The organism is Pantoea sp. GW821-FHT03E06 (assembly GCF_059420725.1).
Genome location: NZ_JBWKUG010000001.1, coordinates 1,537,415 through 1,557,901 on the forward strand (window position 1 = coordinate 1,537,415; position 20,487 = coordinate 1,557,901).

The following is a 20,487-nucleotide window of genomic DNA, read 5'->3' on the forward strand; positions in this document are numbered from 1 at the left end:
CGTTATGTCCGTTTCATCCTCTCGTTTCAGCTTACGCATTTCGCGTCAGGAGCTGGTGCTCATTTTTATTACCATGGTTTGGGGTGGCACCTTTTTGGTGGTGCATCGAGCGATGGCGCATTCCGGTCCGTTTTTCTTCGTAGGGCTGCGTTTTGCCACGGCTTCGCTATTGCTGGTGTTTTTCTTCCGTAGCTATCTTAAGCAGGTCACCTGGCTGGAAATTAAAGCTGGCGCGCTGATCGGCGTGGCGATTGCCGGCGGCTATGGGCTGCAAACCTGGGGCATGCAGACCATCTCCAGTAGTCAATCGGCGTTTCTCACCGCGCTGTATGTGCCGGTGGTGCCGCTGTTGCAGTGGGTGTTCCTGCGTCGTCCACCGGGGTTGATGGCGTGGCTGGGGATTTTACTGGCATTTACCGGTCTGGTGCTGGTAGCCGGTCCGCAGGATGGTAGCCTGACGTTAAATGCAGGCGAAATCGCCACCTTACTCAGCACGCTGGCTATCGCAGCCGAGATCATCCTGATTAGCCGCTATGCCGGACAAGTCGATGTACGTCGGGTGACGCTGATCCAGTTGATGGTCGCATCCGCTTGTGCCTTCGTCTTGATGATCCCGAATGGTGAATCGGTTCCTGCCATGTCAATGCCACTGCTGCTCAGCGCGCTGGGCTTAGGTGCGGCCAGCGCATTAATCCAGGTGACGATGAACTGGGCGCAGCGTAGCGTATCGCCAACGCGTGCTACGGTGATTTATGCCGGGGAGCCGGTTTGGGCGGGCGTAGTAGGGCGTATCGCAGGGGAGCGTTTGCCTGCCGCTGCGCTGCTGGGCGCGGCACTGATTGTGTGCGGGGTCATCGTCAGCGAGCTGCGTATCCGTCGGAAGAAAGCGGTGCCCGATGAGGCACCGCTCGAACCTTAAGGATGTTGCCGTGCCGCCTGGTTCGCCAATGCGGCGCCGCGGCGTTGCAAAATCGCGTTAAGAATGATGGCACCAAAGGTCGCGGTGCCAATACCGCCAATAGTGAAGCTACCAATCTTCAGCGCAAAATCACCGGCACCCAACACCAGCGTGGTCGCCACCATGATCAAATTGCCGTTCTGATTGAAGTCGACGTGGTTCTGCACCCAAATACGCGCGCCTGCTACCGCAATCAAACCAAACACCACAATCGATGCGCCGCCAATCACCGGACCGGGAATGGTGTGAATCAACGCGCCAAATTTTGGTGAAAAGCCGAGCACCAGCGCAATCACCGCCGCCGCGACGAAAGCTAAGGTCGAGTAGACTTTGGTCACCGCCATCACGCCGATATTTTCGGCATACGTCGTCACGCCACTGCCGCCCATCGAGCCGGATAGCATGGTTGCTAATCCATCGCCGACGAATGCGCGGCCCATCCACGGATCGAGGTTGCGCCCGGTCATGCCTGCCACGGCTTTGATGTGTCCAAGATTTTCCGCCACCAGAATAATCGCTATGGGCGCAATCATCACGATGGCCTGCATATCAAAGATCGGCGCGGTGGTATGCGGCAGACCAAACCACGCCGCATTGGCGAGACCGCTAAAATCCACCGGTTTGCCGAAACCCAGCACGTTGGTCAGCAGCGTGTAGATCGCCCACGCTACAATCAGCCCTACCAGAATCAGCAGGCGCTGAATCATGCCGCGCGTAAACACCGCCACCAGCCCAATGCACAGCACCGTCATCACCGCCATCCAGCTGTCGAACATCGAGCCGGATACGCCGTGTACCGCAATCGGTGCCAGATTGAGGCCAATTGCCATTACCACCGCACCGGTCACCACCGGCGGCATCAGGCGTTCTATCCAGCCGGTGCCGACTTTCATCACCACCAGACCAATCAGCGTATAGAGCGCGCCGCAGGCGATTACGCCACCGAGCGCCAGCGCCAGATTGGGATTGAGTCCCTGGCCGTTAAAGCCGGTTACCGCAATAATCACGCCCACAAACGCCGCGCTGGAGCCGAGATAGCTGGGTACGCGACCGCCAGTGACGACAAAAAACAGCAGCGTACCGATACCGGAAACCAGAATCGCCAGATTGGGGTCAAGTCCCATTAGCAACGGCATCAATACCGTTGCGCCAAACATTGCCACAGCATGCTGCAGGCCAAGGATGACCGTCTGCGCCAACGGCAGCGTTTCATCCGGCGCGATCAGCCCATCATCGGTCAAGACTGACTTTTTCTGCCAGCGGGGGAACCAGGAACTCGCCATCGTCATCTCCAGGGTGTCAGTGAAAGCGGGCCGCACAGTGCGGCGTTAGCGGGCATCCTGCCGTAAAAGGTGATGATATCCACGGTCAAACCATGCCAGGCCGTGCGTCTCATCGTTGCGCACCAGCGCCTGCACTTCGCAAAACAGAATGTCGTGTGTGCCAACGCTCACCACCTGCGCGACCTTGCAGTCGAACGACACCAGCGCGCCCTCTAACAGCGGGGAACCGCTGGCGAGCGTATGCCACTCGGCTGCCGCGAAGCGTTCTCCCATCGGCGTTTTGCCACCAAACAGCGTCGAGAGTGCTTCATGCCCGGCGGCCAGCGTGTTGACGCACAGATAACCGTTATCGCGAAAAATCGGCCAAACCGATGCCGATCGATTCAGGCATACCAGCAACGTTGGCGGTGTATCGGTTACGCTGCACACCGCTGAAGCGGTAAAACCGGCGCGTCCGGCGGGGCCATCGGTGGTGATGATATTCACCGCTGCGCCTAAGCACGCCATAGCGTTACGAAACGCATCGCGCTCCACAAGGGGTAAAACAGGTAGTTCGTGCACGCTCATCAGCGGCTCCTGTGATTAGCTGGCCGCACGTTGGGCAGGCGTAGCCGTATCGGCCAGCCAGCGCAACAGCAGCGCGTTAAAGTTGTCGGCATCCGTCACGCTCATGGCGTGCCCGCCCCAGGCCATCTCAATCAGGCTGCCGTTGGGCAAGGCTTGCGCCAGCTGTGGCGAGCAGCTCCACGGCACCAGCAGGTCGTCCTGACTGCAAATCGCCAATACCGGCTGCGCGATCCGCGCCGCCTGCGCACGGAAATCGGCGCTTTTAAGTGCGTGTAAACGGCGCAGCAGATTTTCCATGCCCTGAAAATGGGCCACATGGTGCGCATCTTCCGCCGCAATACGCGCCTGATTACGCGCCAGCCATTCAGCGGGATACAGGAACAGCGGCTGTGCGCGCACAAAGGCTTCAACACCGACGTTCATCAACAGATCCTGACGCACCTGGAAGCAGCGCTGCGTATGCGCATCCAGCGACAGCCAGCCGTTGATCACCACCACGCGGCCCACGCGCGAGGGGAAATTCAGTGCCAGCTGCAGGCCAATCAAACCGCCCAGCGCATGACCGATAATGTCGTAATATTCAATGCCCCGTTGTTCCAGCGCGTCGGCCAGTTCCGCCGCCATCATCGCCATGCTGTAGCCATCCGGTAACGTAGCCGCGCTGCGGCCGGTGCCGCGCTGATCGTAGGTGATTACGCGATAATGCGGCGTCAGTGCTGCCAGCTGCGGCTGCCAAAAACCGGCTACGCCGCCTAACCCCGAAGAGAGCACGAGCGTCGGCGCATCCTTATCGGTTAAACCCTGAATCTCCAGATGCATCAGGCCTCCTGCTTGCCGATGTGGGCAACGGTGGCGATTTCGATCAAGGCATCTGGCTTCACCAGTCCGCATTGGATGCAGAAGCGCGCCGGTTTATCGCCGGGAAAGTATTCGGCATAAATCTGGTTTATCGCCGCGTAGTTGCTCCAGTCGGTGAGAAATATCGAGTTGAACGTCACGTCGTCCATGGTGCCGCCAGCGGTTTCAATCACCTTTTTGATGGTTTCCAGCACGTGGCGCGTTTGCGCCGCCGCATCACCCACGTGCACCACATTGTTGCTGGCATCGAACGGCAAGGTGCCGGAAACATACACCACGCCATCGGCTAAGGTGCCGGGCACGAACGGGGCAATCGGCGTACCGCTGCCGGGCGGAATAATCACACTCTTAGGCATGGCGAAATCCTCTTTTTATCGGTTTGCAGGTGCAACGGCGCATTAGCTTTTTAGCGCTTCACAGAACGTATCGGTATCGCTTACCCAGCCAAAAAACGTTTCGATATTAAAAATTGCCGCCTGCTGGGCGAACGCCGGACCCGCTTGATAAGTCGCGTCTTCCAGCACCACGCCGAAATACTCAAGGAAGAAGCCGTCGCGCAGCGTCGATTCCACGCAGACATTGGTGGCGATGCCGGTAAACACCAAATGGCGAATGCCGCGGCTGCGCAGCATGCTGTCGAGCGGCGTGTTGAAAAAGCCGCTGTAGCGCGGTTTCGGCAGCACGATGTCGCCGGCCTGCGGCACCAGTTCATCCACCAGCGCATAATCCCAGCCGCCTTTCGACAGCAGCGTGCCCTGCAGTTCCGGACGTTTGCGCATGGTCTTCAGCGCGTTGGATTTGTGGAAATTGGGGGAACCGGCATCGCCAGCCTCCACGTATTGATCGTCCCAGCCATTCTGGAACCAGATGATCTGTATACCGGCGGCGCGCGCGGCGGTCACTGCCTGGTGAATTTTGGCAATTACCGGTTTAGTGGCAGAGACATCAAAGCCCGCCAGGTCGAGATAGCCTCCTTCGGTGGCGTAGGCGTTCTGCATATCCACCACAATCAGCGCACTTTGCGCCGGCGGCAACGCGATAGCTTCCGGGCGCGCGGGCAAAGTGATGTTCGGTAAACTCTCGGTATGGGCGCAAACAACGGTACTCATCAGGCAACCTCCTGCTGGGATGCAATCAAATTGTGGCGGCACTGCATTAATGGTTGGATACGTTCACCGAAATCTTCGATGCCTTGCAGGAAGTCGTCGAAGGTCAACAGCACGCCTTGCGTGCCATCGACTAATGCAACTTCATCCAACATTCGTGCCACATTGGCGTAAGAGCCGACTAATGTGCCCATATTGATGTTGACGGCGGAGGTGGGATCGGCCATCTGGCGCACGTTGGTGTCGCTGCCGGATTTAGTGTCCTGCTGGCTTTGGGTGGTGAGCCAGGCGAGCGCCTCTTCATCGGCACCGGCTTTGTAGTGCTCCCATTTGGCGCGTGCGGCGTCGTCGCTTTCGGCGGCGATAATCATAAACAGCACATAAGAACCGACATCACGACCGGCTTTGTCGGCGGCCTGTTTCATGCGCGCGGCGGTAGGTGCGAAGGCGGTTGGTGTGTTGACGCCTTTGCCGAAGCAGAAGTTGTAATCGGCATGCTGCGCCGAGAACGCCATGCCAGCATCGCTCTGCCCGGCGCAGATTACCTTCATCGGTTTTTGCGGCTGCGGGCTGACGCGGCAATCGTTCATGGTAAAGAATTCGCCTTTGAAATCGCTCTGGCCGGTGCCCCATAAATCGCGCAGCACGGTGACGTATTCGGTTAGATATTGGTAGCGGCTGGAGAAGTAGGCATCGCCCGGCCACAGGCCCATCTGCTCGTATTCCGGCTTCTGCCAGCCGGTGACAAGGTTGACGCCAAAGCGGCCATTCGAGATGGAATCAATGGTGGATGCCATACGCGCGACAATCGCTGGCGGTAACGTCAGCGTGGCGGCGGTTGCGTAAATCTCAATGCGTGAGGTCACTGCCGCGAGGCCCGCCATCAGCGTGAAGGATTCGAGGTTGTGATCCCAAAACTCGGTTTTACCGCCAAAGCCACGTAGCTTGATCATCGAAAGCGCAAAGTCGAAATGATAATGCTCTGCTTTCAGCACAATCGCTTTGTTCAGCTCAAAGGTTGGCTTGTATTGCGGCGCATGGGTGGAGATCAGCCAGCCGTTATTACCAATCGGGATAAAGACGCCAATTTTCATGTGAAACCTCTCTGCATTAGACGGGGATTGCTTCACGCGCTGCGCTGCTTCCTGCACGCATCCTACGGTCGGCGCTCGATCACAATTCTGCAAAGGCTGTGCCACATTTTTAAAAGGCTTATACAACAATGTGTTAAAAATATTAGCGGTTTTAAACTGGAGTGATTGGTCCAAAACAGACCGTTTGGTCAAAAACTTCTGCACGTTTTTCATGCGCCGCATGGTCAAAAAAGGTGCAGATGGGCGATTAGGCAGGAAAGGAGGCCTTTGTTATGATGCATTTACGCAGGACGGATGAGGTAACAGTGTGAAAAGCGATGAAAAAAAACCGGGACGCCGCTCGCGAGCGGTCGCCGCAAAACGGGCGGCCATACTCGAAGCGGCCTTAGCCTTCTTCTCGCAATTCGGCATTCACGGCACCAGCCTGGATAAAGTGGCCGAGCGCGCCGATGTCTCCAAAACCAATCTGCTGTATTACTTTCCGTCGAAAGAAGTGCTGTATGTGGCGGTTCTGAAAGAGATCCTTGATGTGTGGCTGGCACCGCTGCGTGCGCTGCAGCACGATCACGATCCGCTGACGGCGATTCGCCAATATATCCGTCTGAAACTGGAAGTCTCGCGCGATCACCCGCAGGCCTCGCGCCTGTTCTGTCTGGAAATGTTGCAGGGTGCGCCGTTGCTGAAAGGTGAACTGGCCGGTGATTTAAAGGCGCTGGTGGATGAGAAGGCGGCGATTATCGAGCAGTGGATCGCCGAAGGTCGCCTGGCGGGCGTGCAGCCACAGCACCTGTTTTTCCTACTGTGGGCCACGACTCAGCACTACGCGGATTTCGCCTCGCAGGTGGAAGCGATTACTGGCCAAACGTTGCACGATGCGGCGTTCTTTGAACAGACGCTGGAGAATGTACAGCGCATGATTATTGAAGGGATCCGCGTGCGCTGATCCCGCTTTTTCAAGGAGAGAGCATGGATTCCTTATCGCAGCTGACGTTAGGTGCGGCAGTTACCGTCGCCGTGATGGGCAAACGCGTGCCGGTTTGGCAGGCGGCGCTGGTGGGCGCGATCGCCGGCACGTTGCCGGACCTCGATGTGTTTATCGATCACGGCGATGCCATCCGCAATATGACGCTGCATCGCACCGAAAGTCATGCGCTGATATTTCTCACCTTAATCGCGCCGCTGCTCGGCTGGCTGGTGGCGGGCGCGATGCGCAGTCGAACTCACTGGCGCGGCTGGACGCTGGCAATCTGGCTGGCGCTGGTGACGCATCCACTGCTGGATCTTACTACCGTTTACGGCACCCAGCTGGGTCTGCCGCTTACCGATTTCCCCTATGCTATTGGCAGCATGTATATCGTCGATCCGCTCTATACCTTGCCATTGTTAATTGCACTGCTGATCGCCCTGTGGCGACGTGATGCCGTGGGCTTGCGCTGGAATCGGATGGGATTATTAGTGAGTACGCTGTATCTCGGCTGGAGCATGGTGGCACAACACATCGCCACGCAGCACATTGAGCAGGATTTGGCGCAACAAGCGGTGCAGCCTGAGCAGGTTCTGGTGACGCCGACGGCGTTTAATACGCTGGTGTGGCGCACGGTGATTATGACGCCGGATCGTTATGGCGAAGCGTATTGGTCGCTGTTATCACCGGGTCGCCCGCTGCACATAAGCTGGCACGATCGTCAACCTGAATTGTTTGTCCCGTTTAAAGGCCAATGGCACGCCGAACGCGTGGCGTGGTTTAGCCATGGTTTCTACGCGATGCAGCAGCAGGGCGAGCGAACGTTGATTAGCGATTTGCGCATGGGGGAAGAACCGAATTACACCTTCACCTTCAATCTGGGATCGCCGCAGTCGCCTGAGGTGGCGCCACAGCGTGAACCTTCGCTGCGTCCCGCTTTAGGCGAAGCGTGGCGAAAATTGCTAGAGAGGTTATAACGAGAAAGGCCCGGTGAAATCACCGGGCCTTTGGCTGTGAAAATCAAGCCTTACGACGACGCAACAACCATCCCATCGTCAGAATCACAAACCACAGCGGCGTCACCATCAGCGCCTGACGGGTATCTTCCTGCAACGTGAGCAGCACCAGTACAAAGGCAAAGAACGCCATGCAGACCCAGCACATAAATTTACCCAGCGGCATTTTGAATTTCGATTCCGCATGACGCTGCGGATGCTGCTTACGGTATGCCAGATAGCTGCACAGGATGATGGTCCAGACAAACATAAACAGAATGGCCGACACCGTGGTGACCATGGTAAATACGGTCATCACATCCGGAATCAGATAAATCAGCGCCACGCCCGCCAGCAGGCACAGGCAGGAGAAGAACAGACCGGTCGTCGGCACCGCACGCGCCGAGAGGCGGCCAAAGGCTTTATGCGCCACGCCCTGTTCTGCCAGGCCATACAGCATACGGCTGGTAGAGAAGATGCCGCTGTTCGCGGACGAGGCCGCAGATGTCAGCACCACGAAGTTAACGATGCTGGCCGCGGCAGGCAGGCCAATCAGCACAAACATCTCAACGAACGGGCTGCGATTCGGCAACACCTGATTCCACGGTGTTACCGCCATGATTACCATCAGCGCCAGCACGTAAAACATAATGATACGCAGCGGAATAGCGTTGATGGCACGCGGTAAGACTTTATGCGGATCTTTAGTTTCAGCCGCGGCGGTACCTACGAGTTCAATACCAACAAAAGCAAAAACCGCAATCTGAAAACCGGCAAAGAAACCGCTCAGCCCTTTCGGGAACATGCCGCCGTGATCCCAGATATTGCTCAATGAGGCGGTGCCGCCGTTCGGGGAGGGATAATGCATGCTCACCAGCACAACACCGGTAATGATCAACGCGACAATGGCGACGATTTTGATAATCGCGAACCAGAACTCCATCTCACCGAATAACTTCACCGTGGCGATATTCAACGCCAGGAAGACAAAGACGCACAGCAGGGCGCTCATCCAGATGGAGAAATCCGGGAACCATAGCTGGAAATAGGCGCTGATCGCCACCACGTCGGCGATGCCGGTCACCACCCAACAGAACCAGTAGGTCCAGCCGGTAAAATATCCCGCCCACGGTCCGAGTAAATCGGCGGCAAAATCGCTGAAGGATTTGTACTCGAGGTTGGAGAGCAGCAGTTCGCCCATGGCGCGCATGACGAAGAACAACATAAAACCGATGATCATATAGACAAAAATGATCGAAGGGCCGGCCAGGCTGATAGTTTTACCCGACCCCATAAATAGCCCGGTGCCGATGGCACCACCGATAGCGATTAACTGGATGTGACGATTATGCAGGTTACGCTGGAGCTTATCCGGCTGTTCGGCCTCAACTAGCGCCTCTTTCGATTGATCAACCATAAGTTTTTCTTTCCTGTCGGGATGTTGTGTCAGCTCTTTTGGCTGATAAGGTATGTGCCTTTGTAAGGGCAAGGGGCATAAGATAGTGGAAAGCCAGGCTGTTTCGGTAATGGTTTTTTACCTTTTGTGACCTTTTACGAGCTTTGCTCTGTCAGCAAATATTTACAGGGTATAAAGCAGCGTCATTTTGCGTAAATCTTCAACAAGTAAGACATTTACGCCGCTCTCCTGCCACGCGACCTCTACACTTGTTTATTCATTTCGTCAGGAAAAGTGAGGCACTGTGCGCGCTCTGTTCGCCGTGGCATTGCTGGCTGTTTGCGGCTGGCTCAGTTTACCGTGGTTGAAGATCCATCTGCCGCCGCAGTGGAATCCCTTTACGCCGCTTAACGTAACCGATCCGCCAGGTTGGATGACGCGCTACAAGCTAAAGAGGTTAAGTAATGATCCGGCTGCCTGTATGGCGGTGATGCGGCAGGCCAGCGAACAGCGGCTGGTGCAATTCCGCGCGGTGCCGCCAATGCAAGGTGATTGCCCCATTGAACAGCTGCTGCGTATTAGCGGTTACGGTGACGTCACCCTTAGCAGTAGCTTTCTTGCTAGCTGCCCGATGGCGGTGACCAGCACGCTGTTCGTGATTAATAGCCAGAACGCTTTGCGCCAGGCAGGTATCACCAGTCCGCTGAAACGGATTTCCCACGTAGGGAGTTATGCCTGCCGTAATATTTATCATCGACAGGAAGGAAGATTAAGTGAGCACGCCAGCGCCGATGCCTGGGATGTTACCGGCTTTCAATTGGCGAACGGTCGCTGGTTACAGGTAGGTAAGAACTGGCAGCAGCCAGAGGATGCTGCTGCAGGATTGCATGCGCTGTGGCGCAATGGTTGCGCGACATTCGGCAATGCGCTGGGGCCTGATTACAACGCCGCGCATGCCAGTCACTTCCATCTTGGCATGCGCGGGACCGGTTATTGCCGTTAGTTACACAACGGGATTAAGTCCACGTTTTATCAGAAAATGATTAGCTGGCCATGAGAAAAGAAAGCCAATCATTATCGCCAGTTGCAGCATAAACCAGAATACGATCAGCAGCGGGTTAATCTGCTGCGCAAGAACGAATTTCAGAGCCAATGCCATAAAGAAAAAAATCCCTAACTGGTATATCAGCACAGGGAAAACTTCGGTTTTCAGAGCGAGCAATAAGGCGCTATAAAATGAATGTTTTTCACGTTGGCGAATGGCGAGAAACTGGAAAAGTAATCCAATAAACAATGAAACTATCACGCAAATAATTGCTTGCATCCAAAGGGCAGGTGTAATTGCAAAGTGTTTCAGCAGCGTGACTATCGGGATTGTCATTATATCGCCGAATATACAAGCCGCTGCGGTTAACGAGGTGGAAATAAAAATGGTTTGCCAGTTCGTCGTTTTTTGCATTTTACGTGGGATCAGCAGCGCAATTTTCAGCTGATGAGAAGGTTTGCGGCCCAGATACCACCAGGCAAGCCATCCAATAAAAGGCATATACAAACCGGTTAAGGGCCAAATGATATTCATAACCGCAACCGGATGGGGATGGCGAAAAAGGTCTTTAAGAATCATTAGGGCAGTGCAACCGCCCAACACAAGGAAAGGTAATGCCAACTGGTTCAACATAGTCTGTTCCGCTGATTTTCCCAACTACCTGTGACAAAGCGCCTTTCGTACCCAGCGGCATTGTCTCCCCTTGCAACGGGTGATACACAACACTGTTCTCAAGTAATAAGCGTAGCCGCAAATTAGATTGAGATAAATCACACCGTGCGATGCTGCCTTACCTCATCCGCAGAAATAAGTGGAATTAAGATTAAGTTGAAACTCATTCTCTGTATAACCCCCTTTCTCAGCAAAAGAATCTGCTCCGACCTTTGATAATTTTAGTTAATGACGATGCTGAAATTTATCGGTTGGATGTTCATTTTCGATGAATAGGGTGATTGAAACTACTTCAGAAAAATCCTATTCTAATCTGATAAGGAATTAAAGTTGTGAGCTCGCTTACAAATAGCGTGAGCTGATTCCTTTTTCTGATGTTAACGCGTTGACAATAATAGGGTTTTACTCATTGCTTACAGGTTTGCTCTCTTTTCAATCAATATTTTTACTCTAGTTAATTTATTTTTTGCGTTAACCCGAACAAATTACAAGGCGTGAAAGCGTGAAACAGCGCTAAGGCAATAATGACGACCGATAATTATTTCGCCTGGCGAGGCGAAATGGAAAATGAATTTCAGGCAGTGACAGAAGTGATGCAATTGAAATCACTTTTACAAACCCAGATTGAAATGCTGGGTTTTGATTACTTTGCTTTTTTGGTCCAGCATCCGGTGCCGTTTACCCGACCACGACTCTTTTTGTTTAGTACGTATCCCGAAAGCTGGGTGAAACGCTACGAAACTGAGAACTATTATGCGGTCGATCCGGTGTTATTACTCTGCCAGAGACCGGGCAGAGGAGTGGAGTGGACGCACGATTTATTTACCAATGCGGGTAATTTATGGGCTGAAGCCAACGCTGCAGGTTTGCTAAGTGGCTTTTCCTGCTCAGCAATGGCACCAAATCGAACCATTGGTATATTATCTATTGCATCACAGTTTCACAGTAAGACTCAGCATTTGCGCCTACAGCTAGAAGTAAAACTGCATCTTCTGGCGGAACTGAGTTTGCGCGTGTTAGAGCGTCTTAACGACAATTCAATGGTCGTTTTATCGAGTGATTTTAGTCAGCGTGAGCTGGAAATCCTGAAATGGACGGCAGAAGGAAAAACCTCTGCGGAAATTTCACTTATTTTAGCAATATCTGAACATACGGTGAATTTTCACCAAAAGAATATGCAAAAGCGTTTTAATGTTTCCAATAAAACGCAGATTGCCTGTTATGCGGCAGCGATTGGCCTGATTTAGCGAAAAGGCAACTACCAATTTTAGTAGTTCCTTCTCCACAGTCAGTTGTCTACCCTGCGCGCAATGTTGCCAGGCTGGCTCAAATAAATCATTGCATACATGGGGATGTCAGAGGCGCATGATGAAAGTAATTCAAACACAGCTTAAGGATATGCCGTCCTCACTATTGGCAGAACTTGGAACGTATCGGTATAGCGTTTTTGCGCGCGGCGAAGGGTGGTCGATTCCACCAAGATTAAGTACGCCTGGGCAGGAATACGATCGTTTTGATCGTTCGGATGTGACCTGGCTGATCGCCTGGAACGCGCGTCAGGGGATATGCGGCTGTGCACGCCTGCTGCCATGGCATGAGCCTGAAGTGCCAGAAGGGTTTGTTCTACCCTTTGATCAGGAGAAAGTGTGGGAAATGTCGCGCTTTTCGGCGCGCCTTGAAGTGGATGCGGAGCTGCCGTTAAGCATTTTGTGGCACTCGGTACAGTTAGCCGAGTTGAGCGGGATGGAGTATTTAATCAGCTCGGCAACGCCGATGCTGGAGAAGATGTTTGAACAGCATCAAGTGGTGTACGAGCCGCTGTCTCCGGGCTTGATCCAATCAGAAGATAATCTTTTTGCTATTCGCATTCCGGTTGACCAACCGGCACTGGCGGAGAAATACCGCGGTACAAGACGCTTTAGCCCGGAAGAAGTGTTGCCGTCGCTGGGCGTATCGGTGAACTGGCAATCACACAGTTAAACACCCCGCGCATCGCGCGCGGGGCATACTGCTTATTGGCGGTAAGCGGTTTTGATCTGACGAATGGTGTTGTTAAACACTTCCGCCTGAGGCTTATCGCCTAAAGAGGCCTGTACATAACGCTCCATGTTGATGATCACCTTACCGGCATCGGCTTGACCCATTCCCTTCAGAATTAATGTCACCATCATCTTCAGACAGGCGACTTCGTCTGCCAGCGCTTGTGTGTCACGTGAAGTTGCAAAATCTTCATCACTCATAATTGGCTCCTTGGTGGTGTTACTCAATGGGGACACATTCTTCCTGTGCGTAAAGAAGAGAGTATATCATAGGGTTGTTCAACGAATTTAATGCAGACGAAACGGTAAAACTACGCGTGGGGTTTAATTGGACCTGGTGCTATTTTGCCGCTATTGAAAAGGGGGAGAAGCCGTTATTTATTCGGCAAACAGAAGAAAGCAATAAAATCGAGCTATAAATTATAACATAATGATATTAGTCACAATTTTACTTCATAATTTGCGCATGCTAATGCATTTTTCCTTAAATGCCTTTAACAGCCCAATGTAATTGATTTGCATCATTTCATTTGAGATTTATCTGGTGTGATAGATGTTTTTTCCACCTGAAACCCGGTAAGATGTTTCACCAATAATATATTTCCCTTCACTAACCTGCGGAGTACGTCCCGTTGATCAGCCTGCTTCTTGTTGATGACCATGAACTGGTACGCGCCGGTATTCGCCGCATTCTGGAAGATATGAAGGGACTTGTCATTGCAGGTGAGGTGGCCTGTGGCGAAGACGCCGTGAAATGGTGCCGCAACAATCCGGTTGACGTCGTGTTAATGGATATGAACATGCCCGGTATCGGCGGACTTGAAGCAACGCGTAAAATCGTGCGCTACAACCCTGATATCCGCATCATCATGCTGACCATTCATACCGAAAATCCTCTACCCGCTAAAGTCATGCAGGCGGGTGCTGCAGGTTACCTGAGTAAAGGCGCTGCGCCGCAGGAAGTGGTGAGTGCAATTCGCTCAGTACATGCGGGGCAGCGTTACATCGCCTCAGATATTGCTCAACAGATGGCGCTGAGCCAGATTGAGCCACAAAAAGCCGAATCACCGTTTAGCTGTTTGTCGGAAAGGGAATTGCAGATTATGCTGATGATTACCCGCGGGCAGAAAGTGACGGAGATTTCCGAACAGCTTAATCTCAGCCCGAAAACCGTTAACAGTTACCGTTATCGTATGTTCAGCAAGTTAAACATCAGCGGTGACGTAGAGTTAACGCATTTGGCCATTCGACATGGCCTGTTCAATGCGGAGCCATTAATCAGTAGTGAGTGACGTTTTCAATCCCAAAGCCTTTCTCAGCACCGTGACCAGTCAACCCGGCGTCTATCGCATGTACGATGCGGCCGGCACGGTGATCTATGTTGGTAAAGCCAAAGACCTCAAAAAGCGCCTGACCAGCTACTTCCGGACGCAGGTGGGCAGTCGCAAAACGGAAGTGCTGGTCAGTAACATCCAGAATATTGACGTCACCGTAACGCACACTGAAACGGAAGCACTGCTGCTCGAGCATAATTACATTAAGCTCTATCAGCCGCGCTATAACGTATTGCTGCGCGATGACAAGTCTTACCCCTATATTTTTCTCAGCGGCGATAGCCATCCACGTCTGGCGATGCATCGCGGTGCGAAGCATGCCAAAGGTGAATACTTTGGGCCATTCCCCAACGGCTACGCGGTGCGGGAAACACTGGCGCTGCTGCAAAAAGTTTTCCCTATTCGCCAATGCGAAAACAGTGTTTATCGCAACCGTTCGCGGCCCTGTCTGCAATATCAGATTGGGCGTTGCCTGGGGCCTTGTGTTGCGGGCCTGGTGAGCGAAGAGGAGTATGCGCAGCAAACCGATTATGTGCGGCTGTTCCTTGCGGGCAAAGATGATCAGGTGATTAATCAGCTGGTTAAACGTATGGAAGACGCCAGCCAGGCGTTGCGTTTTGAAGATGCGGGCCGTTTGCGCGATCAAATTCAGGCCGTGCGGCGTGTTACCGAGCGGCAGTTTGTTTCCAATCAAGGTGATGACCTTGACGTGATGGGCGTGTCATTTGATGCCGGCATGGCCTGCCTGCACGTGCTGTTTATTCGCCAGGGCAAAGTGCTCGGCAGCCGCAGCTATTTTCCTAAAGTGCCAGCGGATACTGAACTCACGGAAGTGGTGCAAACTTTTGTCGGCCAATTCTATTTGCAAGGCAGCGAAGCGCGCACCTTACCGGCTGAAATCCTGCTGGACTTTTACCTGCCCGAGCGCGAATTGCTGGCCGAGTCGCTCAGCGCCCTGGCGGGACGCAAAGTCAATATTCAGAGTAAACCGCGTGGTGACCGCGCGCGCTATCTTAAGCTGGCGCGCACCAACGCGGCGACAGCGTTGACCACCAAACTGTCACAACACTCTACTATTCAGCAGCGTCTGGCGGCGCTGGCGACATTCCTTGAGCTCGACAGCATCAATCGGATGGAGTGCTTCGACATCAGCCATACCATGGGCGAGCAGACTATCGCTTCATGCGTGGTATTCAACCGCGATGGCCCGCTGCGCTCGGATTATCGCCGTTATAACATTGAAGGCATTACGCCGGGCGATGATTATGCGGCGATGAATCAGGTGCTACGGCGTCGTTACGGTAAAGCGCTGGAAGAGGATAAAATCCCCGACGTCATTATCATCGACGGCGGTAAAGGTCAGCTGGCCCAGGCGAAACAGGTGTTTGCCGAGCTCAATGTACCTTGGGATAAAGATCGTCCCATTTTACTCGGTGTTGCCAAAGGCAGCGATCGTAAGGCGGGATTAGAAACCCTGTTCTTTGAAGCGGAAGGTGAGGGCGTTTCTTTACCTCCGGACTCGCCAGCGCTGCATGTGATCCAGCATATTCGTGACGACTCTCACAATCATGCGATTTCAGGTCATCGGAAAAAACGCGCCAAAGTGAAGAACACCAGTGCGCTGGAAAGCATTGAAGGAGTGGGACCAAAACGGCGCCAACAGCTGCTTAAGTATATGGGTGGGCTGCAACCGCTAATGAATGCCAGCGTGGAAGAGATAGCCAAAGTACCGGGCATTTCTGTCGCTCTGGCAGAAAAAATATACTACTCACTGAAACACTAACATTGAAACAGGGTGGGCAATGTAGGAACATACATGAAATCCTACTCACACCAGACAGTTACTGGCATATGCAATTTAACATTCCGACGTGTCTTACCCTGTTTCGAGTCGTACTTATTCCCTTCTTTGTCCTGGCGTTCTATTTGCCATTTCAATGGGCTCCCTTTGCCACTGCACTGATCTTCGTCATCGCTGCGGTAACTGACTGGTTTGATGGTTTTTTAGCTCGCCGCTGGAAGCAAACAACACGGTTTGGTGCATTCCTCGATCCGGTGGCGGATAAAGTGCTGGTGGCAATTGCCCTGGTGCTGGTGGCTGAGCATTTCCACGCATGGTGGATCACTTTGCCAGCGGCAACCATGATTGCCCGTGAAATTATTATCTCTGCGCTGCGTGAGTGGATGGCTGAGATTGGCAAACGCAGCAGTGTGGCGGTTTCCTGGATCGGTAAGGTAAAAACCACCGCGCAAATGTTCTCACTGTTTGCCTTACTGTGGCGTCCGGAGGCGACGGTAGTCGGCGTGGGTGTGGTTGCGCTGTATATCGCAGCGGTGCTGACTTTCTGGTCAATGTTCCAGTATTTAAGCGCGGCACGTGGCGATTTGCTCGATAGCTGATCGATGCGATTTAAAAAGCAGCAAACGGACGCAGTGTGTGGATAATTCTATTGACTCATTGCGTCAGATAAGTAGAATGCATCGCATCGAACGGCAGCTGGCCTGCAAGAAGCTGAATGAAATCAGCAGGTTTGATGAAGAAAGAACAGAATCGAGTAGTTGAGTTAGCAATGCAGTCGCAAACTCAAATACAGAGATTATGCGGGAATAGCTCAGTTGGTAGAGCACGACCTTGCCAAGGTCGGGGTCGCGAGTTCGAGTCTCGTTTCCCGCTCCAAATTTAGTAGTTCGTATCCAACGGATTACATATCAGATTAAAGGCGCGTTGGCAGAGTGGCCATGCAACGGATTGCAAATCCGTCTACCTCGGTTCGACTCCGGGACGCGCCTCCAATTTACACCCTGCCCGGGTGGTGAAATCGGTAGACACAAGGGATTTAAAATCCCTCGGCTTATGGCTGTGCGGGTTCAAGTCCCGCCCCGGGCACCATATTTGAAGTTGAATAAAACGAATAAAAAAGCAATATGCAGTAATGTCGTAACCGCCCAAGGGCGGTTTTTTTGTTTTTGTTGTCTGCCTTTTACCCATAAAAAACCCGGCTAAGCCGGGCGCCTTGTTACGATTGCGGTTGTCCCACCGGTCCTGCGCCTTCGCTGGCCCCCGGAACAGGCTGATTACTTGGTGCATGTGGACGTCCATCACCGCCGACCGCGTCACTTTTATGCATACAGCCCGCAAGCGATACCAATGTTAATGTTACCAATACTGCTTTGGTTAAAACCTGCATCTGTAGCTCCTTATTAATAAGCGCTTAGCTAACCAATCTTAAAGAGATCAACGTATTGACCCTCAAGATAAGCAAAGCAGCCGCGGCGAATTACGCAAGTTAAATGCTGGCGAAATACTAAAAAACGCCGAATTTTCGGCGTTTTTCATCTCAATCCTAATTTTACCCAAGATTACCGGTTAATCGTTCATGAAAATCACTGCTGCGATTATCCAGACCAACAAACGTCACGATCGCCCCGTGGCGCTGATAGCGGTACTCGATGGCATCGAGAGCCGCCACGCTGGATGCATCCCAAATCTGCGCGTGGGTGAGGTCAATGGTGACGGTTTTAGGATCGTGACCGTAATTAAAGTGTTCGAACAGGTCATTACTGCTGCCGAAGAACAGTGGACCACGCACGATGTAACTGACCTGCTTTCCGTCGTCGCTCAGCTGACGCTCAGCATGGATAACGTGGGCAATGCGACGCGCAAATAGCATCATTGCCAGAATCACGCCAACCAGCACGCCAATGGCCAGGTTGCCGGTCCACACGGTGACGGCAACGGTGAGCAGCATCACAAAGGTTTCTGACCACGGCATGCGTTTCAGCGTCGCGGGTTGCAGGCTGTGCCAGTTAACGGTTTTCACCGCAACTACCATCATAATACCTGCCAGTACCACCATTGGAATCTGCGCCATAATCTGGCTAAGTCCGGTAACCAGCAGCAGCAAAACAATACCTGCCGCCAGCGTGGAAACGCGCGTCCGCGCTCTGCCTAGCTCAACATTGACGATGGTCTGGCCGATCATAGCACACCCTGCAATGCCACCATAAAAGCCCGCAAGAATATTGCCGACGCCCAGCGCCCAGGATTCACGGCGCTTGCCGGATGGCGTATCGGTAATGTCATCCACCAGTTTGGCGGTCAGCAGCGACTCCATCAGACCAACAAAAGCGATGCTCAGCGCGGTGGGCCAGATAATTTGCAACGTTTGAAGATTGATCGGCACCAATAGCGTGGTAAAGCCTGGCAAACCGGCGGTCATAGGGCCTTCATCGCCAACATTAGGCACGCGATAGCCAAGCAGCAGTGCGACGGCGGTGACCACCACAATTGCTACCAGCGGTGACGGCACGCTTTTCAATACTTTAGGCAGCAGGACGACGATCGCCACCGTGACGGCAAACAGCCCGCACACCAGCGTGGATTGTCCCCAAACGTGCGGGACTTGCGCAAAGAAAATCAAAATGCCAAGCGCGTTAACGAAGCCAATCATCACTGAACGTGGGATATAGCGCATCATGCGCGATAAGCCGGCGAAACCAAAAATGATCTGGATGAGCCCGCCCATAATCACCGCCGGCAGAATGTACTCCACACCGTGCGCATGCACCATTGGGCCAATGACCAGCGCCACTGAACCAGCCGCAGCGGTCACCATCGCCGGACGACCGCCCAGAATCGAGAGCGTCAGACACAGCACGACCGACGCTACCAGGCTCACTTTAGGATCAACGCCTGCAATCACCGAAAATGAGATCACTTCAGGAATCAGCGCCAGTGCGGTAATGATCCCCGCCAGACATTCACGGGTTAAGAGGGCAGGCGAACGTAATACGTGCCCCACAGTGATATCGCTCTCCACCGCAGGGGTGCGCTCAGTTGGTTGGCTCATAGATTATGCAGGCTCTTTTATTATGTTGCGCATACCGTCGCGGTACGGCAGTAACCAGTTGGAATATTCAGGGAAGGATGTTACCGGGCAATGATATCTGATGCTAGCAAGATGGGAGAGGAGAAGGTGATTCCATCCCTGGAATCCGGTTTCAGACCGCGAGATCGTCAGGTGTTTTATTGACAACTAATTCGAGCAGATGGCGATAAATATCCAGCTGAATCACATCACTTTCCATTTCAAGGCGATTGATCAGGGATGAAATGATCGCTTTATTTGAAACCGGCGTACCGGCTTGCAGGATTTCGGCAATGATTTGCCCGAAAACTTCCATTTCAGTGCTATCGCTGTTACCGGCGAGGGTAAAGTAATCAGCGATGGCGTTGCTGCTGGCTGCGGCGTTTTGCATATGTGAGGCCCTTTAAATCGGTCTGATGGCAAATTTGCCTTCAGCTTCATGATGGAAAAACTTACACGCGGACAGGCGCGCAAGACCCAACTCATCAACCAACGCAAAAAGACACCTCTGAAGGTGGAAATCCACAACACCTTCAGAGGCGACGCAAAGTGCATCATTCGTTACGGAGCCATCAGCTGGCTCTCGGGACGTAAAGTTATACAATATGGCTCAACTTGTACAATGTTGATATTAAGCTATTTGTGCTAATCGTTATTTATCAGTAAATTATATTTAAATTTATTCTGTAAAATCTATACAAGCAGCCAGCCGTAACTAAAATCATGCCAACGTTGTACAACTGAATGTGAGACATGGAACGCTATTTGGTGCGTCGAGGAGCGCTGCTGATGCCAGCACACTTTCCATTGCAGTTCACCTTCGCATATAATAACGCACTTATTTAGTTAGATATCTAATCATTAGGTCACTACGTTTTGAGCGACTATCCGCAACCTTTTTCTCGTTTACTGCATCTTACCGCTCACGCATGGCGGCTGGCAGTTGACCGTCGCTTAAAAGAGAGCGGGCTCAGCATGAGCAGCTGGATGGCAATAGCCAGCGTCGCCACCGCCACAGAGCCACCCACGCAAAAGGCATTGGCACAGCTACTCGGCCTGGAGGAAGCCAGCGTCGTTCCGCTGGTTGATCGATTGGTGAAGCAGGCGCTGCTGGCGCGCGTCCAGCCACCTGAAGATCGACGCAAGCGCCTGCTGATCCTGACGGAGCAAGGCCACGTGGCATTTGCCGAAGTGAAAACGCAAGCCGATGCACTGCGGGCGCAGCTGCTGGCGGATATCGAACCCGAATCTTTGGCGGTGACCGAAAAGGTTTTGCAGCAGCTGCTTGAACGTCTGGGAAGTGTGTGA

General features: G+C 53.1%; 22 protein-coding genes and 3 tRNA genes. 13 read left to right on the top strand and 12 right to left on the bottom strand.

The window, feature by feature from the left end; translation table 11 throughout:
• The first annotated feature begins 4 nt into the window (after positions 1-4).
• Positions 5-919 (top strand): DMT family transporter, encoded by a 915-nt coding sequence (locus AC07WB_RS07065; RefSeq protein WP_494940234.1) that lies wholly within the window; start codon positions 5-7, stop codon positions 917-919.
• Here AC07WB_RS07065 and rutG read toward each other — a convergent pair.
• The 6 genes from rutG to rutA are packed head-to-tail and all read right to left on the bottom strand — an operon-like array spanning position 916 to position 5,866.
• Positions 916-2,241, bottom strand: a complete 1,326-nt coding sequence (gene rutG, locus AC07WB_RS07070) for a pyrimidine utilization transport protein G (protein ID WP_494940235.1) — start codon at positions 2,239-2,241, stop codon at positions 916-918. The two genes, AC07WB_RS07065 and rutG, sit on opposite strands and share 4 nt — an antisense overlap.
• A 45-nt stretch (positions 2,242-2,286) precedes the next feature.
• Positions 2,287-2,808 carry an NADH-dependent FMN reductase RutF gene (rutF, locus tag AC07WB_RS07075; protein ID WP_097094311.1) on the bottom strand — a complete coding sequence of 174 codons (522 nt, stop codon included), beginning with the start codon at positions 2,806-2,808 and terminating at the stop codon, positions 2,287-2,289.
• Positions 2,809-2,823: 15 nt separating this feature from the next.
• On the bottom strand, positions 2,824-3,627 hold the full coding sequence (gene rutD / locus AC07WB_RS07080; protein ID WP_494940236.1) for a pyrimidine utilization protein D: 804 nt from the start codon (positions 3,625-3,627) through the stop codon (positions 2,824-2,826).
• Positions 3,627-4,022 carry a pyrimidine utilization protein C gene (gene rutC / locus AC07WB_RS07085; protein WP_097094309.1) on the bottom strand — a complete coding sequence of 132 codons (396 nt, stop codon included), beginning with the start codon at positions 4,020-4,022 and terminating at the stop codon, positions 3,627-3,629. Before rutC ends, rutD begins: the two co-directional genes overlap by 1 nt.
• Positions 4,023-4,064: 42 nt before the next feature.
• Positions 4,065-4,775 carry a pyrimidine utilization protein B gene (gene rutB / locus AC07WB_RS07090; RefSeq protein WP_097094308.1) on the bottom strand — a complete coding sequence of 237 codons (711 nt, stop codon included), beginning with the start codon at positions 4,773-4,775 and terminating at the stop codon, positions 4,065-4,067.
• The gene (gene rutA / locus AC07WB_RS07095) at positions 4,775-5,866 is read right to left on the bottom strand and encodes a pyrimidine utilization protein A (RefSeq protein ID WP_097097557.1); all 1,092 of its coding nucleotides are present in this window, start codon (positions 5,864-5,866) and stop codon (positions 4,775-4,777) included. The genes rutB and rutA overlap by 1 nt, the downstream gene beginning before the upstream one ends.
• Positions 5,867-6,173: 307 nt before the next feature.
• On the opposite strand from rutA, the gene rutR reads away from it, so the two are divergent.
• Positions 6,174-6,809 carry an HTH-type transcriptional regulator RutR gene (gene rutR / locus AC07WB_RS07100; protein WP_345826926.1) on the top strand — a complete coding sequence of 212 codons (636 nt, stop codon included), beginning with the start codon at positions 6,174-6,176 and terminating at the stop codon, positions 6,807-6,809.
• A 23-nt stretch (positions 6,810-6,832) separates the two neighbouring features.
• Positions 6,833-7,807, top strand: coding sequence for a metal-dependent hydrolase (locus tag AC07WB_RS07105; RefSeq protein ID WP_345826925.1), 975 nt, complete (start codon positions 6,833-6,835; stop codon positions 7,805-7,807).
• A 43-nt stretch (positions 7,808-7,850) separates the two neighbouring features.
• Here AC07WB_RS07105 and cycA read toward each other — a convergent pair whose 3' ends face one another.
• Positions 7,851-9,242: a D-serine/D-alanine/glycine transporter gene (gene cycA / locus AC07WB_RS07110; RefSeq protein ID WP_097094305.1), complete on the bottom strand. Its 1,392-nt coding sequence runs from the start codon at positions 9,240-9,242 to the stop codon at positions 7,851-7,853.
• A gap of 283 nt (positions 9,243-9,525) precedes the next feature.
• Here cycA and AC07WB_RS07115 point away from each other — a divergent pair, with 283 nt between their 5' ends.
• On the top strand, positions 9,526-10,224 hold the full coding sequence (locus AC07WB_RS07115; protein WP_494940237.1) for an extensin-like domain-containing protein: 699 nt from the start codon (positions 9,526-9,528) through the stop codon (positions 10,222-10,224).
• Here the strand turns inward: AC07WB_RS07115 and AC07WB_RS07120 are convergent, their stop codons facing one another.
• Positions 10,225-10,899, bottom strand: a complete 675-nt coding sequence (locus AC07WB_RS07120; protein WP_345826923.1) for a DUF4396 domain-containing protein — start codon at positions 10,897-10,899, stop codon at positions 10,225-10,227.
• Positions 10,900-11,462: 563 nt separating this feature from the next.
• Here AC07WB_RS07120 and AC07WB_RS07125 point away from each other — a divergent pair.
• On the top strand, positions 11,463-12,185 hold the full coding sequence (locus AC07WB_RS07125) for an autoinducer binding domain-containing protein (protein WP_345826922.1): 723 nt from the start codon (positions 11,463-11,465) through the stop codon (positions 12,183-12,185).
• A gap of 121 nt (positions 12,186-12,306) precedes the next feature.
• Positions 12,307-12,918 (top strand): acyl-homoserine-lactone synthase, encoded by a 612-nt coding sequence (locus tag AC07WB_RS07130; RefSeq protein ID WP_008102322.1) that lies wholly within the window; start codon positions 12,307-12,309, stop codon positions 12,916-12,918.
• A 32-nt stretch (positions 12,919-12,950) separates the two neighbouring features.
• On the opposite strand, the gene AC07WB_RS07135 is transcribed toward AC07WB_RS07130, so the two are convergent.
• Positions 12,951-13,178 carry a DUF2594 family protein gene (locus tag AC07WB_RS07135; RefSeq protein WP_007887303.1) on the bottom strand — a complete coding sequence of 76 codons (228 nt, stop codon included), beginning with the start codon at positions 13,176-13,178 and terminating at the stop codon, positions 12,951-12,953.
• Between the two features lie 431 nt (positions 13,179-13,609).
• Here AC07WB_RS07135 and uvrY point away from each other — a divergent pair, with 431 nt between their 5' ends.
• The 6 genes from uvrY to AC07WB_RS07165 all read left to right on the top strand — a co-directional run bounded on the left by uvrY (position 13,610) and on the right by AC07WB_RS07165 (position 17,201).
• Positions 13,610-14,269, top strand: a complete 660-nt coding sequence (gene uvrY / locus AC07WB_RS07140; protein WP_097094301.1) for a UvrY/SirA/GacA family response regulator transcription factor — start codon at positions 13,610-13,612, stop codon at positions 14,267-14,269.
• Positions 14,262-16,094: an excinuclease ABC subunit UvrC gene (uvrC, locus tag AC07WB_RS07145; protein WP_345826920.1), complete on the top strand. Its 1,833-nt coding sequence runs from the start codon at positions 14,262-14,264 to the stop codon at positions 16,092-16,094. The genes uvrY and uvrC overlap by 8 nt, the downstream gene beginning before the upstream one ends.
• Positions 16,095-16,162: 68 nt before the next feature.
• On the top strand, positions 16,163-16,711 hold the full coding sequence (pgsA, locus tag AC07WB_RS07150) for a CDP-diacylglycerol--glycerol-3-phosphate 3-phosphatidyltransferase (protein WP_008102316.1): 549 nt from the start codon (positions 16,163-16,165) through the stop codon (positions 16,709-16,711).
• A 201-nt stretch (positions 16,712-16,912) separates the two neighbouring features.
• Positions 16,913-16,988 (top strand) — tRNA-Gly (locus AC07WB_RS07155).
• 42 nt (positions 16,989-17,030) lie between these two features.
• Positions 17,031-17,104, top strand: a tRNA-Cys gene (locus tag AC07WB_RS07160).
• Between the two features lie 11 nt (positions 17,105-17,115).
• Positions 17,116-17,201: transfer RNA gene (locus AC07WB_RS07165), tRNA-Leu, on the top strand.
• A gap of 127 nt (positions 17,202-17,328) precedes the next feature.
• Here AC07WB_RS07165 and AC07WB_RS07170 read toward each other — a convergent pair.
• The 3 genes from AC07WB_RS07170 to AC07WB_RS07180 all read right to left on the bottom strand — a co-directional run bounded on the left by AC07WB_RS07170 (position 17,329) and on the right by AC07WB_RS07180 (position 19,570).
• Positions 17,329-17,499 carry a hypothetical protein gene (locus AC07WB_RS07170; RefSeq protein ID WP_007887299.1) on the bottom strand — a complete coding sequence of 57 codons (171 nt, stop codon included), beginning with the start codon at positions 17,497-17,499 and terminating at the stop codon, positions 17,329-17,331.
• 162 nt (positions 17,500-17,661) lie between these two features.
• Positions 17,662-19,161 carry a SulP family inorganic anion transporter gene (locus AC07WB_RS07175; RefSeq protein ID WP_494940238.1) on the bottom strand — a complete coding sequence of 500 codons (1,500 nt, stop codon included), beginning with the start codon at positions 19,159-19,161 and terminating at the stop codon, positions 17,662-17,664.
• Between the two features lie 151 nt (positions 19,162-19,312).
• Positions 19,313-19,570: a biofilm/acid-resistance regulator YmgB/AriR gene (locus AC07WB_RS07180; RefSeq protein ID WP_097094298.1), complete on the bottom strand. Its 258-nt coding sequence runs from the start codon at positions 19,568-19,570 to the stop codon at positions 19,313-19,315.
• A gap of 485 nt (positions 19,571-20,055) precedes the next feature.
• Here AC07WB_RS07180 and AC07WB_RS07185 point away from each other — a divergent pair, with 485 nt between their 5' ends.
• A complete protein-coding gene (locus AC07WB_RS07185; protein ID WP_097094297.1) occupies positions 20,056-20,487 on the top strand; it encodes a MarR family winged helix-turn-helix transcriptional regulator in 432 nt (143 codons plus the stop codon).

What these genes read in the sequence shown, in the direction of transcription:
- AC07WB_RS07065 (WP_494940234.1), top strand. Translation starts at nt 5, where the DNA reads ATGTCCGTTTCATCCTCTCGTTTCAGCTTACGCATTTCGCGTCAGGAG.
- rutG (WP_494940235.1), bottom strand. Translation starts at nt 2,241, where the DNA reads ATGGCGAGTTCCTGGTTCCCCCGCTGGCAGAAAAAGTCAGTCTTGACC.
- rutF (WP_097094311.1), bottom strand. Translation starts at nt 2,808, where the DNA reads ATGAGCGTGCACGAACTACCTGTTTTACCCCTTGTGGAGCGCGATGCG.
- rutD (WP_494940236.1), bottom strand. Translation starts at nt 3,627, where the DNA reads ATGCATCTGGAGATTCAGGGTTTAACCGATAAGGATGCGCCGACGCTC.
- rutC (WP_097094309.1), bottom strand. Translation starts at nt 4,022, where the DNA reads ATGCCTAAGAGTGTGATTATTCCGCCCGGCAGCGGTACGCCGATTGCC.
- rutB (WP_097094308.1), bottom strand. Translation starts at nt 4,775, where the DNA reads ATGAGTACCGTTGTTTGCGCCCATACCGAGAGTTTACCGAACATCACT.
- rutA (WP_097097557.1), bottom strand. Translation starts at nt 5,866, where the DNA reads ATGAAAATTGGCGTCTTTATCCCGATTGGTAATAACGGCTGGCTGATC.
- AC07WB_RS07105 (WP_345826925.1), top strand. Translation starts at nt 6,833, where the DNA reads ATGGATTCCTTATCGCAGCTGACGTTAGGTGCGGCAGTTACCGTCGCC.
- cycA (WP_097094305.1), bottom strand. Translation starts at nt 9,242, where the DNA reads ATGGTTGATCAATCGAAAGAGGCGCTAGTTGAGGCCGAACAGCCGGAT.
- AC07WB_RS07120 (WP_345826923.1), bottom strand. Translation starts at nt 10,899, where the DNA reads ATGTTGAACCAGTTGGCATTACCTTTCCTTGTGTTGGGCGGTTGCACT.
- AC07WB_RS07125 (WP_345826922.1), top strand. Translation starts at nt 11,463, where the DNA reads ATGACGACCGATAATTATTTCGCCTGGCGAGGCGAAATGGAAAATGAA.
- AC07WB_RS07130 (WP_008102322.1), top strand. Translation starts at nt 12,307, where the DNA reads ATGAAAGTAATTCAAACACAGCTTAAGGATATGCCGTCCTCACTATTG.
- AC07WB_RS07135 (WP_007887303.1), bottom strand. Translation starts at nt 13,178, where the DNA reads ATGAGTGATGAAGATTTTGCAACTTCACGTGACACACAAGCGCTGGCA.
- pgsA (WP_008102316.1), top strand. Translation starts at nt 16,163, where the DNA reads ATGCAATTTAACATTCCGACGTGTCTTACCCTGTTTCGAGTCGTACTT.
- AC07WB_RS07170 (WP_007887299.1), bottom strand. Translation starts at nt 17,499, where the DNA reads ATGCAGGTTTTAACCAAAGCAGTATTGGTAACATTAACATTGGTATCG.
- AC07WB_RS07175 (WP_494940238.1), bottom strand. Translation starts at nt 19,161, where the DNA reads ATGAGCCAACCAACTGAGCGCACCCCTGCGGTGGAGAGCGATATCACT.
- AC07WB_RS07180 (WP_097094298.1), bottom strand. Translation starts at nt 19,570, where the DNA reads ATGCAAAACGCCGCAGCCAGCAGCAACGCCATCGCTGATTACTTTACC.